Consider the following 17017-nt stretch of genomic DNA (forward strand, 5'->3'; position numbering starts at 1 on the left):
ACGCGGTCGTCTGACGATCGGCCTCGTTCGCCTTTTTGCTCGTGACTCCACACGTTTTCTACGCTTCTCTTGTTCGTCTTTTTTCAGGAACGACTGTCATGCTGACTCGACGCGAATTGCTGAAACACTCGTCAGCCGGTTTCGGCTACTTGGCACTGGCCGGGATGTCGAATCACGGGCGCGAGGCCTTTGGAGCTGAGGTCGCAAACGGGGCAGAAGTCACTGCGGCGCATCCTTTGGCACCCAAGCAACCGCACTTCGCCGGACAGGCCAAGCGTGTGATCTTCTTGTGCATGCAGGGCGGTCCCTCTCATGTTGATACCTTCGACTACAAACCGGATCTATTGAAAGACCACGGCAAGCGTGCCAAGTATGGCGGATCGTTGCTGAAGTCCCCTTGGAAGTTTCGCCAACATGGTGAAAGTGGGCTTTGGGTGTCTGATTTGTTCCCCCAAGTCGCAACGCATGCCGATGATTTGTGCTTGATCCGTTCGATGCACTGCGACCAACCGGTTCATCCTGGTGCGATGACTCAGATGCACACGGGCACGGCACAATTCGTACGCCCATCGATCGGTGCTTGGACGTTGTATGGACTGGGGACCGAAAACGAAAGTCTGCCAGGATTCGTCTCCCTCAGTCCGCCGGCGGGAAGTTCGCGAAACTATGGCAGCGCGTTTCTGCCGGCGATTTATGGCGGGACCAAAGTCGGGCGGACCGGAAGTCGCTTTGCACAGGCGGCTCGTTTCGCCGGTGGTGCGCAGGAATCAGTGCCAGACATTAAGAATCCCACCTTGGATGCTCGGGAGCAGCGAAGGCAACTGAATTTCATTCAAAAACTGAACCGAAGCCAGATGCCGGACGGCGATACCGCCCATGTCGAAGGTGTGATTCAGTCGTATGAACTGGCCTTCAAAATGCAAGACGCAATGCCGTCGCTGATGGACTTATCGGACGAAGACGAACGCACGTTAAAGGCGTATGGTGCCGATGGCGGCCCGACGGCAACATTCGGAAAGCAATGTTTGTTGGCTCGTCGTTTTGCCGAAGCAGGGGTTCGGTTTATCGAGATCACCCACGGAAACTGGGACCAACACAATCGTTTGACGGAAGATCATGCGGCCCGTGCCGAAGCATGCGATGGACCAATCGCCGCTTTGTTAGCCGATCTCAAATCACGCGACATGCTGGACGAAACGTTGGTGATTTGGGGGGGCGAATTTGGCCGCACGCCATCCGCTCAAAACGGTGACGGGCGAAATCACAACAACAAGGGTTACACCCTGTGGATGGCCGGCGGAGGCGTCAAAGGTGGCTACAGTTACGGTGCGACTGACGAACACGGGTTTGAAGCGGTCGAAAATCCATGTCACGTTCACGACTGGCACGCGACTGTCTTGCACCTATTGGGGCTCGATCACGAACAGTTGACGTATCGCTACGCCGGCCGTGATTTTCGTTTAACCGATGTATACGGAAACGTGGTCCATGACATCATCGCTTGAGGGTGTGTCAATTTTCCATTGTCGCCTTTCGCTCTGCGACAGTAGCGTTCATTTCGCTGCTACTGCGAAGCCGAAGGTGACATTGGGAGATGCCAACTCTGAAAATCAGTAGGCGCTAGCCGAGAGCGTTGGCTATGGTCGCACTGCCAACAGGTTCGAAAGCCACCGTCCTTTCAAAAGCGTCGAGCTTAAGCTCGCGGAAGTCGTCTTCTTTCTGAACCCACCATTTCGGAAGGATCTTCCCGGTTTTGCTTTCACGCAGCGAACGATTCGTCTGAAACGCTATGAAGAGACGAGTGCGATCTTATGCAGCGGGTTTGTCGGGATCACGTGTCAACTCTTCGGGAAGTTCCCACGGAGTGCCCGTGACAAGTCCGCCTGGCTTTTGATACGTGTCAAAATAAAATTCGAAAAGCGGGGTGAACTGCAAGCGGAAATCGGCGGAAGTGTTATCAAAAAAATCGTCATCGATCTCATCGCCTAGACGCCACTCGAAAAGCAAATGCTCATGTTGTTGTGTTGGTCCGAACGGAGCGCCGGTCGCTCCCCGAACAACATGCGGGAGTAGTTTTCCAGTTCTGTGCTTTTTCCAGGTAATGGTCGCTTCACTGAAAAGCCCAGGCATGTTGGGGATCTTGCTGGTGTACTTCACCTTTGTGGGCATGAAGTTGACCGCTTTCGATTGAATCAATTCGATCTCAAAATCAAGCGAATGATGCTTCCAACGCCATTTGCTTTTGATATCTCCCTGCGTGATTCGTTCCGCCGAAATCAGTTCGCTGGAGTGTAAAAAGATGTATTCGATCCAACCTTTTTGCTTCTCTGCATTCGACCAGAACAGGACGTGGGCGACGAGCTCGTCGAACGGGTCAAACCTTGTAGCTCCTACTCCTGCCTGTTCGACAAATTTCTTGGCAGGCAGGTTGTCCGGCTTGATCGAGTATCCTCTTAAAGCTGCTGGGCCGACACGGGCCTTATGCACATTTGAGCACTTCAAGTATTCCGCCCAATACTGGAAGTCAAAAGTACGACTGGACTGTTCTGGGCCGATGACGCGTCCGAAGGCCTGATATAAGAAATCATCTTTCTTTGAAGCCGCGAGCAGGCGATACTGACGGTCGATTTGGAGCGGAGGTCTATTTGCACTTTCGACAAAAGCCCGTTGGCGTTCGCCGGTTATCATCAAGGCATATCTCGAAAGAACCTCGTCACGCAAAACGGTCAAGTCAGCAATGCTTGCATAGACGGTGCCCTCAATTTTCGATTGTTCTTTGCGACGTGAGTCGTCTGCGAAGGACGCGTCTGCTCGGAAAAGTGCAGATGCAATGATGATCATCAACAAGGAGTGTCGAAGACTTAGCACGTTATTCATAGACACATCCACCTATCGATGGGACGGATTGCCGAAAAGAAGACTGCATTCTACCAGGGCTGCAGGCCACGGTTGCGCGGTTTCAATTGGAAGGATGACGTCTTGCACTACGGATTGCCGTTTGTACCGCTTGTGAAAGTGGCATTCAGTGTGCCGCCGTCGGTGAGCGTTTTCTCGATGCGGCTAAGGTGTCCGTAATAGTTGCCGGGGTCTTTGGCATAAAACCATGGTTCACCGACGATTCGTTCAACCCAGTTTGATGGTGCGTCTAGTGACGTGGCTAGCCATACTTGCTCGTCTTCTTGCAGTGGAAGCATCTTAATCGACTCGATCACTTGTTCGCTTGGCCGACCATAAATCCCGACAAGCATCAGCTTCGCTTCACCCCGAGGGATCGCTATGCGGCGGGGATAGGGCTTTGCCTCGCCCAACTTCAACGCAAGGTATTCAAGTCGATGGATGTCAGACGGCATCTGGAAATAGTCATTGTCATCGACCGGGAGAGTTGATTTCGAAGCAAGGGACTCACAAAAGCGAACATTCGAGTTGTTCAGGAATAGCCCATGGGCCCCGACGTCCTTCGTGTTCCATTTCCAAGTCACCGTCTGGGTATCGTCGCTGGAAAATGGATCGGCAAGCTCACGACTCACTTCCAGCCGCAACCGAACGGCAATGTCTTCGATCCCATTGGCCACGGTGGGAAAGTCGGCGAACGTTTTCGAAGCCCCTCCCGGCTCGGGTGTTCTCACTGGTGAGTAGGCGCCGGATCGAAGATTATTGCGGGTTAAGTAGTCGCGAAGAGTGCCGAAACGAAGTTCACCCAACCGGTCCGCCTTGCCGAGATCGGGCAGTTGCTCGATGTTCAATTCCGCCTTCTGTCCCGGGTCGGGAACAATGATCGTTGAACTGAGTCCCTTTTCAAACTCGACCGCAACATTCTTGAAGCTCGTCCGCCAACCGTCGGGCGTCTCGACCCTCATTCGGTAGTAGCCGAAGGGAAGGATGCGATCGAGCACGATGCCGTCGCTTCCGGAGGTGCCGTCTGCCCATGCCGGTTGTTTGTCCTTCACACCAGTCTGGTCTAGCCGGACAGTGACTCCCGTCGCTGGTTCGCCCGATTCGGTTTGAAGTACAATTTTGACACGCGGCGTCGCCGGATCAACTGCACGATCCTGCGTGACCTCCGCTTTTGGCGTGATGTCAGGTTCGACCATGTTTTTATCTGGTGCACGCGTGAATTGCATCTTCGTCGCGTGTGTCCCTTCGGTTCTAAATGAATCGACTTGGTCGGTGTCGATCACAAGGGTCAGCTTGGTGAAGTCGACGGCGGCGTTTGTCATGAAGACACCGTACAAGTTCTGATCGAGGTCTTCGCTAGACGCATCAACTTTCAGCTCAATTTTCGGCAAAGCATCGTCGTAAGAAAGTTCGATCCAGAACTTATTTGGGCGGTTGACTCCGGTCAGAGTAAGCCGTTGGTTATCGCGAATCTTGATCGAATCCCACCAAGGCCGATTCGACCTCCACTCATCGAGCTTTGGTCCCTCGAGTTGCTTTCCGTATCTGGAGACACTTTCGAGTTTCCAGTCGCCGTCCAGGACGGGATGCAGGTCTCCCCAGTCGGACGATGACCATCCATCGCGACTGTAACGGAGTTCGATATCGGACAAATAGACCATCTGAGCGGTTGTGCCCGCCTGCTTGTGCAGGACCCCGGGAAGATATTGTTTGAAGGTTAGTTCGCCATCTTCCCTGGAGCGATAGAACGTGCCGGTCACGCCACCCATGTATTCGAGGCCATTGACGAATCGTTGTTGCTTTGCCGATGCTTCCAATGCATCGGCGACGTTGTGCAAGCCTCGACGGCGATACTTCTTTGCTTCGCTTTGCATCGAGTCGACGATTTGATCCAACGTCAAATCCTTGATCGACGGATCGAACTTGCTCTGCCGGTCATGGCGTGTCTTTGCGTTGTAATCCTCCAACATCGCCAACAACGAATCCGGGTTGGCTTCGATGAACGTCGCTTGGTCTTTGGCCTCGGTCTTTGCAATCGGATTACGCTCGGTATCGAAGTTCGTTTGCCACTGTGCCTTGGTCTTTCCCGCGTAGAGGATTGGTGGTCGTTGCTGTTCGGTAGCAGCTGCGTTGATGCCGGCGTCTCCGATGTCGTTTTGCGGTAAGCGATGAACCCGAACGGTGATGTCATGTTTCTGGTCGACACGGAAATCGTTCGGAGAAACAACGAAACCGGATGGCGGGTCGCGAAACTTGACGATGTATCTCCCCGTTCGCAGCACCGTCGCATGTTTTCCTTCGTCGATTTCAACTCCCGTCACTCGATTCTCTTGGTCGACAAAGTCCAATGTGATGCCGGATACTTCGGATTCGATTCGGACGGTGCCTTCGGGAGTTTGCAACACCAAGACGGTCAAACCTAGCAACAGCCCAAGGAACGCCACGCCGCCGGTGATTGCGAGCAGCTTTCGCCAGGTCGATGCCCCGCCGCCGGGCTGAACGATCGGCTCTACTTCGATTCGGTTTGCCGGCTCATTGCCGAGCAAGAGTGACAATGATCGATCGATCTCGGCCGGAGTTTGATCCAATAAAATGGGCGGAAGGCCGGCGGCGATTTCCTTTAGACGCTGGTCGGTGTTTTCGTCGCAGAACTTCAACAGCCAATTGGCAGCATGGTCGGCCGACTTGGGCCGTTTGCGTGGTTCAAGTTCTAATAAATTCGACAGCGATTCGACCAATTCAGCCGGCGCATCGGCTCGATGGTTGGCGAGGGAGTCAGCCGGATCGTCGGCAATCCGGCGAAGCTGTCCGATCAAGCTTGTGTTGTCGTGATTGTTGCGTGGCGGTCGCCCGGTCAGCAAGAAAAAGACCGTTGCCCCGAGGCCATAGAGATCAGCCGCCGGTCCCACTTCGCCGCCGGATGCTTGTTCGGGAGCCATATAGTCGAGCGTGCCAAGCAGCTTGCCGAGGGACGTTTCCGTTTGTGTGGTCAGCGCCGTCGACAGGTGAGCGAGACCGAAATCAAGCAACTTGATCTTGCCTTCGCGATCGATCATCACATTGGATGGTTTGATATCACGATGCACGGCACCTGCCTGGTGTGCCGCGGCGAGTGCCAATGCGATTTGTCGGCCAACCGCGCAGGCCTCGTCGATGCGCAGCGGTCCGATTTGCTGGACCAGTTTGGCGAGGTTGACGCCATCGACCTGTTCCATCGCCAAATACGCCGCCCCGCCAATCGTCCCCGCATCGGTTGCCGATACGATCCCAGGATGATTGAGCGTTCCTAGAACTTTCGTTTCCCGCTCGAAACGGCGACGAGCGTCGTGGGCGGCGACCAGTTTGGGACTGACGACTTTGATCGCCACGGGTTTGCCAAGCCTGCGATGCGTCGCCGCGTAGACGACACCCATGCCGCCGCGGCCGAGGATGCCACGGATCTCGTAAGCACCAAAGTCTTGACCACTGATTGCCAACGGTTGCCTGTCCGGTGGCGGCGCGTCATCGCTGGGATCGCTTATCAGTCGTTGTAACCAAGATGGCTCGTCGCTTGTTGCAAGGCCACCGGTTGCCAACGGCAAATGCCGAAGCAGCGAATCGTCTACGCTTTCGAACCGTGCGAGCGTTTCCTCGCAGGTTTCGCACTCGGCTAAGTGAGCTTCGATTGTGTCGCCTTCGTCGTCGACGTAGTCACCGATCGCGTAACGGCGTAGATTTTCATCGGTCGGACACTGGGTTGCTGCAGTCATTTCTATCAACCTGAACGCTATTGATCCAAAGGGCATCGCTTGTTGACACTCAATCAAGCAGACGCATCGGCGAGTCGAGCAATCATTCCATTCGTTTTCCGTCATCAATTGGAATTAGGATTAGCCGATTGGCGTTAGCCACGGTTCCGGTGCAAACACCAGGGCAATCGCCCGTCGACTATGGGCCGAACCCAAATATGGAATTGAGGCGGAGCACTAGCACGCCCAGATGCTCACGCGTCTCGCCGCTTCGTTTCGTCCAGTGGAGTTCAACGATACGGTGTGACACGTCAGAATGTTTTTTGGTTGCAATCTGCGTAGAATGACAGTGATGACCAGCGAAATACGAACGACGAGCGATTCCAGCGGGATCAGTCTGGCGGTGCGGTTGCAGCGAGACTCCGATGCCGCTTGGTCGGACCTCGTCGAGCTTTATGGGCCACTGGTCCACGTTTGGGGATGTCGGCTGGGCCTGGACGAATCGTCCACCGAAGATCTGACGCAGGAGGTCTTTCGGCGAGTTCTCCAAGGGATCGACAAATTTGATCTCCGACACAAAAAAGTCACCTTCCGGGGATGGCTGTGGCGAATCACGCTGAACATTGTGATCGATCAGCAGCGGCGTCCAACGATCGCCCCACGTGGCGGAAGCTCCGCCGCCGCGGCCCTGCACAAGGTCGCGGACCCTTTTTCAGCAGACGATGAGTCCGAGCCGCCCACATCGCCCGGTGAAACGGCATCGCTCATCCGCCGAGCGATGAAACAAATCCAATCTCAAGTCGAGCCGACGACGTGGGAAGCATTCGAGCGAACGACCATTGGCGGTGAATCATCAATCGACGTCGCCGACGAACTCGGCCTCACCCCCGCCGCCGTTCGCAAGGCAAAGAGCCGAACCCTGCAGCGACTAAGGAAGCAACTCGGCGATCTTTGGTGACGAACGCTTCGGGGCCCGCGGTGTCTTTCATCAAGTAGGCTGTTGGATTGGGGCCGGCTGTCAACGGTCTTGCCAACCGATGGTCTTGCGAGTCAGACTAGGGGGCCGCTTTCATTCTTACCCTCATTTCCCTTAGCGATCGTCATGGACGGCATCACCGAGCCCGTCGTGTTGGTTCTCGGACATCCTATCGCGGGCAATCCTGCGCAGTTTACTTTGGAACGGGCGTTCGCCGCGCTCAATTTGCCGTGGCGTGTTTTTTCCTGCGACGTTTCGCCGGAGCGTTTACCGGAGGCGATCGAGGGTGCCTTGATTCTTGGGTTTCGCGGGCTGCTGCTTGATCAGAACCTTGTCACGAGTAGCGAACGCGGCGTCGATGCAGATCTTTATTGGCGAGAGGAAGTCGGGCAATCGTCCTGGCAGTCCATTGACGCGACACAGACCTGGCTGGAAAAAGCGATCCTCGATTTCTTTGCCGACGACCAGGGCGAAATCGGGTCACTGCTGCGGATCGGTCCCAAGGTCGCCAGTGTGCCCGTAGGGATCGCGAACGAGCAACACCAATCACCGATCGGTTGGGCGTCGCCGGAATCGATTGAACATTCCGATGTGATTGTCGTTTCCGAAATCGTCGAGCCGGGGCAATGGCCGGCCGCGTCGACGAAGACTCTGGTGATCGATTTTGCCAGTGGCGAGAACGATCATGACGCGATGCGTTCGTTGGGTTACACCGTCTGGGGGCGGGACGAATTGCGAATCGGCGTCCTAATGACTTGTCTGGCCCAATGGGTTAAACAACAACCCGACGAAGATGTCTTGACGGAAGCCATCGAAGAGTACTTGGCGGTTTAGAAGGTGGTTCGGGTGGCAGCGGAAACCCTCATAAAGGCGGCGCGAAAGTTATCCAAAGCGGTCGATCGGTTGCAGTTTTCCGAACCGGTCACGCACGTCTACAACCCGTTGGCCTACGCCCGTCGGTCTCACGAGGCGTATTTGTCGATGATTGGCGACGACGTTTCGGTCGTGTTTTTGGGGATGAATCCGGGACCGTGGGGAATGGCACAAACAGGTGTCCCGTTCGGGGAAATCGCCGCCGTTCGTGATTGGATGCAGATCGACGAACCGATCGGTAGGCCCGACAACGAACACGAAAAGCGTCCGGTCGAAGGTTTACAGTGCGCGCGAAGCGAAGTCAGTGGACGCCGACTTTGGGGACTGTTTCAAGAAAAGTTTGAGACGCCTGAAGCGTTTTTCGCGAAGCACTTTGTACTCAATTACTGCCCCCTGGTTTTTATGGAAGCGAGCGCCCGCAATCGCACCCCAGACAAGCTTCCGGCTGCTGAGAAAACGCCTTTGGATTCGGTTTGTGATGAACACCTACGGACCGTATTGAAGGCGATCAAGCCCGAACATGCCGTTGGCGTGGGGGCATACGCCGAGGCTTGTTTGCGCCGCGTGGTCAAAGACATTGACGAGCCACCGCAAGTTTCGCGGATCCTTCACCCCAGTCCCGCGTCGCCGGCAGCCAATCGTGATTGGGCGGGGACGGCGACCAAGCAGCTTTGCGAAGCCGGGTTGTGGTGAAGTCGAGCTTTGGCAAAGTCATACTGAACCTCGGGGGCCACTTTCGTTACATTACAGCGTCGATCGAACCTCCGACCGTTCGTTTATCATTTTCGAGAATTGCACGTGAGTCAGTCCGCTACCGAATCCACCGAATCGATTGCCGATTCGCTTCGCCAAGACCAACGCATCATCGAGGCAAAACGGTTGATCCGTGAAGCGGTGCAGGAACATGCGCAGCAACTGCGTGTTCGACCGGCGAATGCGTCATTGAAAGATAGCTACGCGCAGTGGCTGAATCGACTGACCGATGTTCGTGGCGGTCCGCCCATCTGGCCGTACTTGGCGTCTGGCTTGGGGCAAGGCCCGTACGTTGAACTAGCCGACGGTAGTGTCAAACTAGATTTCATCGGTGGGATCGGTGTTTATGGCGCCGGGCACAGCGATCTTGGGATGATCGAAGCTGCCGTTGGCGCGGCCATCGAGGACACGGTCATGCAAGGCAATTTGCAGCAGAACCCGGCCAGTGTCGTGATGATGGAAAAGCTGATCGCACTCGCACAGCAATCGGGGGCTTCGCTGCCGTATTGCCTCTTGACGACCAGTGGTGCGATGGCGAATGAGAACGCGCTAAAGATCGCGCTGCACAAGGCGACTCCGGCGGATCGAGTGATCGCGTTCCAAAATGCCTTTGCCGGTCGATCGTTGGCGATGGCCGCGGTGACGGATCGGCCGAACTATCGCGCCGGGTTGCCGCTGACCGTGGCAGTTGACTACCTGCCATTCCGTGATCCGTCCGATCCGGAGGGCAGCCAAAAGCGGGCCGTTGCAGAACTGCACCGATTGCTAAAACGCCATCCCGGTCGCTACGCCGCATTCTGGGCCGAACCGATCGCGGGAGAAGGCGGTTACTTTCCGGGCAGTCATGAATTTTTTGCCGCCTTGTGCGAGCCATTGAAGGATGCTGGTGTACCGATCATCTTTGACGAGATTCAAAGCTTCTCGCGAACCAGCCAGCCCTTCGCGTTCCAACACTACGGTTTGGATCAATTCGCCGACATTGTGACCGTGGGTAAGATCACGCAAGTTTGTGCAACGTTGTACAGCGATGCGATGAAACCGACCGGGCCGATTCTCAGCCAGACGTTTACCGGTTCGACGGCGTCTATCACGACGGGCATCGAAACGTTGACGCGATTTGAGCAGCGTGGCTGTTTCGGTGACCAGGGATCGAACGTGCAACTGGCGAGGTATTTTCAAAGCCAGCTGGAAGCGCTCGCCGATGAGTTCCCAACGCAGATTAGCGGTCCTTACGGTGAGGGCCTGATGATTGCATTCACGCCCGGGGACGGAAGCTTTGATACCGCCAAAGCTCTGATGATGGATATGTTCGACGCCGGACTACTTGGATTCGTTTGCGGTGGTGGCCCGACTCGCATCCGCTTTTTGCCTCCGCCGATCATCACCACTACCGAGCAAATCGATCATGCGGTCAGCTTGTTGCGCGGCGTCTTCGCGAGTCGTCTCGGTTAGATCTCGGAGCAGCGAAACGCGCCGAGCGTTTCGGCATTGCAGGGACCATCGCCGCGCAGCGGTCGACGGCCGAGTCACCTCACCGAAAGCCTCGGCGGCTTGTTGATTGAATCAGCCGCAATCGCGATAGCGTGCGGTTCTTCAGCGCACACCCGGGCGTTCGCCCATCGGCTGAATGTTGAGTCGCTCAATCCGACTAAAACAACCAGTCGTCGGTGGCTTCCGCTACGTTCAAGCGAGACGTTTTCGCGAATTCGAGATCGATTCGCCAACGGCGACGTTGCGATTGGTAAGATGAACCTCTTGTCTCGTTCTCTTCTTTCGCAATTGGATGGTCTCAATTGAACGCAAAAACGACGCGAAAGCCGATGTCGGTCGATGACCTGCAAGCCCTGTACAGCGAGCTTCGCGGTAGCAGTGCGGGGCCTGCGTTGATGGACGCCCGAGCCTGTTTTCTCGAACGACAGATGCAGGAAGCACACGCAAAGTTGAGTGAGTCCTACGAAACGTACAAGGAGAGTCGGCGGAGAATTCTTCGGCAGGATCCGGAAAAACAGTTCGATGCGAAGACGCCCGACCGTGATCGCCAAGTGCGGCGACTGCTTCGACGGCAAGAAAAAGCACGTGACTTGTTAGATCGCTTCGAGGATTTTCTCTCTCAGCTCGAACGATTGGCCGACAAGGAAAGTTCGCGAGAAGAAATAAAATCCAAGCCTGTCGAGACTGATTCGTCAGAGGGCATTCAGGACGAAGAGCTTAAGGATGTCGAAGTGGATTCCGCAGAGGCACCGACCGCTTTGCGAGCAGATGCGATCGGAGAGGACGAGATCAAACTGTTTGCACAACTAATCGGTGATCGCCAAATCGAATTTGTCAGTTCTCGCTATGCCTTTCGGCCGCTTGAAACAACAGACGACGTTCTAGTGGACGCGGTGTACTTGCTTCGCAAAGGCGATCGTTGCTACTTGCTAAAAGCTACCACAGACGCCGACGATGCTGAAAAGCTACAGTGCGTGGATCTCGCAAATCCCAAAACGCAAGTCGCGCTGACGGCGAGTCAGATGGTACGGTTAAGCCAGAAGCGAAAGCTGGTGCTATTGCTTCCGCAGGCGATGGCATGAGCCGTAGGCGCTAGCCTCGGACTGTGTCTTAACGTTCCTTGCGACTGCGAGTTCACCTCCCCGAGCTTACAACTCGACCCTCCTGACAGGAGGGTGAATATAGAAACGTGTCATCGCTGCTCGCTGCGACTGTTTTCGCGGTGAACATTGCCGGATCAGTCGGTGAACGGCGAGCTTTCAAAGGCGACGTCTTTCTTCGTCCGCGGGTCACCGGTGTCTTTCATCTCAGTGATTAAACGTTGATACAGTTGATCGCGAACTGGTGCATGACGACTGTCTAGTGCCAGGTTGTTCATGCAGTGTGGATCTTGTTCTAGGTCATACAACTCAAACATCGGACGTCGACCGACGGCGTAGTCATAGAACTCAGGTGACTCTTCCCGGTGGGTGACGATCCAGGCTTTGGTTGGGCTGGCATCCAAGTCGCCGAATGCGGAAACCGTTTTTTCTCGGAGTGTGATGAAGTCGGGAAACTCACCATTGAACTCGGGGCCGTCACCCATCGGCCAGCGCGCGGGTTCGAAATTGACGATCAAAAGGTGTTGATGTGTTCGAATCGCACGTTGTGGATATGGAAGCTTGCCCGCTCGCGCGATTCCGACATGCCGCTCGCGTCCGGTAAAGACGGCGTCGCGTCCTGGTTCGACACGGCCTTGCTGGTCGCTGGTGAGCAGACCGAGGAGTGACTTCGCCGTCATCGCGTTGGGGATCGCAACCCCAGCGGCGTCGAGAAAGGTCGGAGCGAGATCGGGAAGCGAAACAAAGTCATCGACCACGCGGCCGGGATGTTCGATGCCGGCGGGCCAGTGGATCGCCAATGGTACGTGGGTTCCTAAGTCATACAGATTGCACTTCCCGCGCGAAACACCGGGGATGCCGTGGTCACCGCTGATAACCAAAATCGTGTTTTCGAACTCACCGATGCGCTTAAGTTCTTCGACGATCACACCGACCGCCGCGTCAAACGCTTGGACTTCGCCGAGGTAATCGGCAAAGTCTTGGCGAACGGTTTCGACATCGGGAAGGTATGGCGGCAGCTTGCCTTTTAGGTCATCAGGGTTGATTTCCCACAACGCTTGGGCACTTCCCTCGATCCACTTGCGATGGCAATTGGTCGGTCCGAACCAATAACAAAACGGTTGATCTCCTTGATCGACCACCTCTTCTTGGGGCTGAGGATCGTCGGGGGTTTCAGCGTTCGCTTGTCGAGCTGGATCGTCTTGGGGAGCTGGGGTGTCTTGGCTGTCAGGATGGAGGAAGGACTGAAAGTTCATGCGGACTTCGTCGAGCAGTTGTTGCTTCGCCGCCTCACGATCTTCTGCTGCCATTGCCCGTTGTGAGAACCCGTTGAACTTTCGCCCATGTTGATTGAACGAAGTGCGTTTGCCCCCGTGCGGGGCATCAGCCGGGCGTCCGGGTGACCAAACCTTATACGTATGTCCGATTCGATAACCGGATTTTTCGAGGATCAGCGGGTAGGATTCGTTACTGAAATCCCAGATCGCACCTTGCAAGATCGAGCCACGACCGCAACGCCAGAAGTGCTGGCCCGACAACAACGAGCTGCGACACGGCGTGCAAGATGGGGCGCTGACATAGGCATGATTAAACAACACGCCATTGGCAGCGAGCGAATCAAAGTTCGGTGTCGATACAACATCCGATGGTCCGCCGGGAGACTGCTTCGCATAAACGCTGGCGTAGCGTCCCCAATCGTCGGCAAAGGCCATGACAATGTTTGGGCGATCGCCTGCATTCAGAACGGCTGATAATTGCAGGCAGGCGAAAAGAAGGAGTCCGATCCGGTTCATCATGAGTTATCGGTGGGCAGAAGCCGGCTGAAAGGAAATGACAGGCTGGGGGAATGGTTGCCGTGATTCAGCCTCCAAGGATAACCCGCTTAGCAAACCGTTGCATCCAATTCGCCTTAAAACACCCCGCAAACATGGGGATCGTTCCGTGCGCCTAGTGGATTCGTATCGGCCAGTGGTGGCAGCAAATTATGCTCGGTAGGTCGTTTTGGAATTTGCGATCGACGACCAGAGCTGCGATGATTGCGATTCACCCAAACTGATTGGGTGGTTCTTTTCTCGCTCACCGGAGGTTTGGGTCATGTGGAATAGTCACCGCAATGTTCAACGGTTTGTCAGTCGCGTGTTTCTCGGAGTCTGTCTGATGGTGCCTACTGTTGGGGATCAAGCGGTTTGGGCCCAAACCGATGATCCTTTTGGGCGTCCTGCTGCAAATGACCCGTTTGCGCCCCGCCCCAAGTCAGACGTAGTAAAAGTCAATCGGGCGAAGGCATCGCCAGCGAATCAGGGCGAAACCAACGCGAAAGAGCGAATCGAAGCGGCATTGCAGAGCAAGACGACACAGACCTTCATTGAGGTACCGCTCGCCGAAGCGATGCAAGTAATCGCTGATACCCATGAAATTCCGATTTTGCTTGACCGCCGGGCATTGGAAGAAATCGGGCTCGACAGTGACGTCGGCGTGACGATCGATTTGAAGGATGTCAGTTTGCGATCCTTCCTTCGTTTGATGCTTCGGGATCTTGACATGACCTATGTCCAGCGCGACGAAGTCATGGTGATCACGACAGTCGAAGCCGCCGAAGACGCGTTGATCACCGAGATCTACACACTTCCGAAATCGCTCGCGTCGAAAAGTGAAATCGTTAGCAAGGCCATCACGGCGGTGATCGTTCCGGATACCTGGGAGGTAATCGGCGGTCCATCAACCATCGTTCCGATCGAGCACGTGATCGTGGTTTCCACCACCAGCGATGTGCATAGCAAGATCGACGAATTTTTAGAGCAACTGGCCAAGGCATTTGAGAAACCAGTGGCAACCGGTGGGCACTGATTCGGATACGAGGCGGCTAGCGAGTTAACCAAAGTACTCGTCATATTTTGCACGGTCGATCGGTCCTGATTTTGCCACCAGGACCGCGGCGATCGATGAGGTCACCAAGTCCCAAACAAATGGGTTCAAGCCAAGGAATTCGTACGCCCGAAATTCACCGTGTTGGACATATCCACAGCCGGTCAAGACGACGTGCATGATGGTTCCACCGAGCATCCCGGCGATCGCACCGGCCGCGGTCATTCGGCCCCAATACAATGACAACACGATCGGCATCAAAAAACATGCGGCCAAGCCGCCACTGGCGAAGACGATCAAGTCTTGTAAGAACATCGGCGGGTTGACGACCAACAGAACCGCCAGTACTCCGACGGTGACCGTCACGAGATGGCTAAGACGCTTGAGTGTCGATTCGCTCGCATCATGATTGATTTGTTTCTGGTAAATGTCACGGACCACCGATGACGAAACCAACAGCAGAAAACTGTCAACGCTGGACATCACTGCTGCAAACGGTGCGGCAACCAACAGGCCGGCGAGCCAGGGGACGCCGGCGGTTGACGTGAGCTTGCTGGCAAGATCCGGCATCGTGCGATCGGGATCGATTTCCATCCCAGGAAGCAACACGCGTCCACAACAGAAAATTACGATCAACGCTAGGTAGATCACCGCATAGTAAATCGCTACCGTCACGATCGAGACCCGCAACGTTCGACTGTCTTTGAACGCCATCAATCGAACCATGTTGGCCGGTTGCCCCGTCGCACCGAAAGGCCAAAAGATAAAGAAACTGATCGCGGTTCCGATGGCAAGGAAACCAACGTCGCTGTGCAGACTCGGTCCGGGGTTACTGACATAAACCCCCGGCTTTCCGGCGCCAAATTGATACCGTGTCGTTTCCTTGATCTGAACCTGGACCGATTCGGCGATCGAATCCGACTCAATCGATTGAATTTCGTCCGGCGTGGTGATGACCAGCAGTTTGATCGGATCGGAAGGAGCAACACCGGAGAGTCGAGTCGACTCCGCAGTTCGATAGGCATGGTCGGCTTGTCGAATCCAGGTTCCTTTAGGGAGTGCCACTTCCGGTAACGAAGCATCGGGGAAAGAAAGCACCGCTTGGGCAAATTCCGGCGGTGTCATCACCGCCATCTTTTCGGTTGCCTGCCGTAGGCCGCCGACTTGAGAGAGCGCCAATGCCAACATGCCCAAGACGCCAACGAACATCACAATGCCTTGCATAACGTCGGTCCAAACGACCGCGCGGAAGCCACCGTAGACGACATAAACAATCACCGCCGTTGAAAATAGCACCAAGCAAACCAAGTAGTCACCGGAGGCTTGATTGATCCAGGGGATCGACTGGGTCCAGGAGGCCACCATCGAAGCGATCGACTGAAAAGACGGTTCGTCGGATAGCAAGGTGCTAAGGATTTTCCCGCCGGCTTTGAACTGGGCAAGCAGATAGAAAAACATAAAGAACACCAACAAACCCGTCGCGGTTAATGCGACGGCGGGGCTTCCAAATCGTGCGCCAAGAATCTCGGGAATCGTCACCGCATCACAACGGCGTGCGACTTGATTGAGTCGTTTACCGAGTAGGCCCATCGACATCAGCGGCAACATCATGAACCCGGCAATCCAAAACGCCAGCGTCCAGCCATGGGTATAGATCAACGCGGGGAAGCCCATGAAACTGCCTCCGGAAGCGTTCGTCGCGGCGAAGGTAAGCGCGAAAGCCCAGACACCAAAGCCACGGCTGCCCAGAAAGTACTCGCCAACAAACTCCTTTCCCTTTGAATAACGTTCTGACCAAATCGCCAGCAGGAAAACAGCGACCGTATAAATCAAAAACGAATAGAGTGCGGCGTTCGAACCGTTATTCATTCAAGCGATCCCCGGACATGTCGTCGAGGTTTTTCCCAGGTGTCTCAAGTGAATCGTCTTGCATCGCGGTCAACGCAAAAACAACTGAGATTGCCGCCGAGATCGCCCACGGCAAGAACACGCCCCAGAACACCCACGACGGTATTCCGAAGACGAGCTTCAGCGGTTGATCGGGATCGTGATAGCCGAACCAGCCGCAGTAACCGACGACCCAAGCGAATGCGAGCAACCACAGGATCAAGATCCATTTTGATTCTCGCAGACTATTGCGAAGGAGTTGCTGATTGCCGCGGTCAATACTCATCGGAGTCACTGTTAAGCAGGTAAACACGAGTCTTTGGGTTTAACCATTTGGATAACACACTCCCGCTTCCGGGAGGGTCGGACGAGCAAACGGCCGGGGAGGGTGCCCTCTCCGGGCCTGAAGGCCCGACTCTCCCAGTGGGCATTGGTATCTACACAAGTTT

12 protein-coding genes are annotated in these 17017 nt (G+C 55.3%); 7 read left to right on the forward strand and 5 right to left on the reverse strand.

The features are described from left to right. Positions 1 to 98: 98 nt before the first annotated feature. Positions 99 to 1505 (forward strand): DUF1501 domain-containing protein, encoded by a 1407-nt coding sequence (locus FYC48_RS06390; protein WP_149495739.1) that lies wholly within the window; start codon positions 99 to 101, stop codon positions 1503 to 1505. Positions 1506 to 1809: 304 nt separating this feature from the next. Here FYC48_RS06390 and FYC48_RS06395 read toward each other — a convergent pair whose 3' ends face one another. Next, positions 1810 to 2877, reverse strand: a complete 1068-nt coding sequence (locus FYC48_RS06395; RefSeq protein ID WP_160149362.1) for a hypothetical protein — start codon at positions 2875 to 2877, stop codon at positions 1810 to 1812. A gap of 107 nt (positions 2878 to 2984) precedes the next feature. Next, positions 2985 to 6644 carry a serine/threonine protein kinase gene (locus FYC48_RS06400; protein WP_160149363.1) on the reverse strand — a complete coding sequence of 1220 codons (3660 nt, stop codon included), beginning with the start codon at positions 6642 to 6644 and terminating at the stop codon, positions 2985 to 2987. Positions 6645 to 6975: 331 nt separating this feature from the next. On the opposite strand from FYC48_RS06400, the gene FYC48_RS06405 reads away from it, so the two are divergent. The 5 genes from FYC48_RS06405 to FYC48_RS06425 all read left to right on the forward strand — a co-directional run bounded on the left by FYC48_RS06405 (position 6976) and on the right by FYC48_RS06425 (position 11798). Further along, positions 6976 to 7581, forward strand: coding sequence for an RNA polymerase sigma factor (locus FYC48_RS06405; protein ID WP_160149364.1), 606 nt, complete (start codon positions 6976 to 6978; stop codon positions 7579 to 7581). 144 nt (positions 7582 to 7725) lie between these two features. Beyond that, positions 7726 to 8433 carry a hypothetical protein gene (locus FYC48_RS06410; RefSeq protein WP_149495743.1) on the forward strand — a complete coding sequence of 236 codons (708 nt, stop codon included), beginning with the start codon at positions 7726 to 7728 and terminating at the stop codon, positions 8431 to 8433. A gap of 12 nt (positions 8434 to 8445) precedes the next feature. After that, complete coding sequence (locus FYC48_RS06415; RefSeq protein WP_230776965.1) at positions 8446 to 9165, forward strand: uracil-DNA glycosylase family protein; 720 nt, start codon at positions 8446 to 8448, stop codon at positions 9163 to 9165. 105 nt (positions 9166 to 9270) lie between these two features. Further along, positions 9271 to 10677, forward strand: a complete 1407-nt coding sequence (locus tag FYC48_RS06420) for an aminotransferase class III-fold pyridoxal phosphate-dependent enzyme (protein ID WP_200836543.1) — start codon at positions 9271 to 9273, stop codon at positions 10675 to 10677. Positions 10678 to 11018: 341 nt separating this feature from the next. Continuing rightward, positions 11019 to 11798 (forward strand): hypothetical protein, encoded by a 780-nt coding sequence (locus FYC48_RS06425; RefSeq protein ID WP_149495745.1) that lies wholly within the window; start codon positions 11019 to 11021, stop codon positions 11796 to 11798. Between the two features lie 155 nt (positions 11799 to 11953). Here FYC48_RS06425 and FYC48_RS06430 read toward each other — a convergent pair whose 3' ends face one another. After that, the gene (locus FYC48_RS06430; protein ID WP_315853763.1) at positions 11954 to 13528 is read right to left on the reverse strand and encodes a sulfatase family protein; all 1575 of its coding nucleotides are present in this window, start codon (positions 13526 to 13528) and stop codon (positions 11954 to 11956) included. Between the two features lie 445 nt (positions 13529 to 13973). Between FYC48_RS06430 and FYC48_RS06435 the strand changes: the two genes are divergently transcribed. After that, the gene (locus tag FYC48_RS06435; protein WP_149495747.1) at positions 13974 to 14663 is read left to right on the forward strand and encodes a hypothetical protein; all 690 of its coding nucleotides are present in this window, start codon (positions 13974 to 13976) and stop codon (positions 14661 to 14663) included. A gap of 24 nt (positions 14664 to 14687) precedes the next feature. Here the strand turns inward: FYC48_RS06435 and FYC48_RS06440 are convergent, their stop codons facing one another. Together FYC48_RS06440 and FYC48_RS06445 are read right to left on the reverse strand one after the other, a co-directional pair. Then, on the reverse strand, positions 14688 to 16550 hold the full coding sequence (locus FYC48_RS06440; RefSeq protein WP_149495748.1) for a sodium:solute symporter family transporter: 1863 nt from the start codon (positions 16548 to 16550) through the stop codon (positions 14688 to 14690). Beyond that, the gene (locus FYC48_RS06445; protein ID WP_149495749.1) at positions 16543 to 16854 is read right to left on the reverse strand and encodes a DUF997 family protein; all 312 of its coding nucleotides are present in this window, start codon (positions 16852 to 16854) and stop codon (positions 16543 to 16545) included. The genes FYC48_RS06440 and FYC48_RS06445 overlap by 8 nt, the downstream gene beginning before the upstream one ends. Between the last annotated feature and the right edge of the window lie 163 nt (positions 16855 to 17017).

The sequence above is a fragment of the Roseiconus lacunae genome (assembly GCF_008312935.1).
GTDB lineage: Bacteria > Planctomycetota > Planctomycetia > Pirellulales > Pirellulaceae > Stieleria > Stieleria lacunae.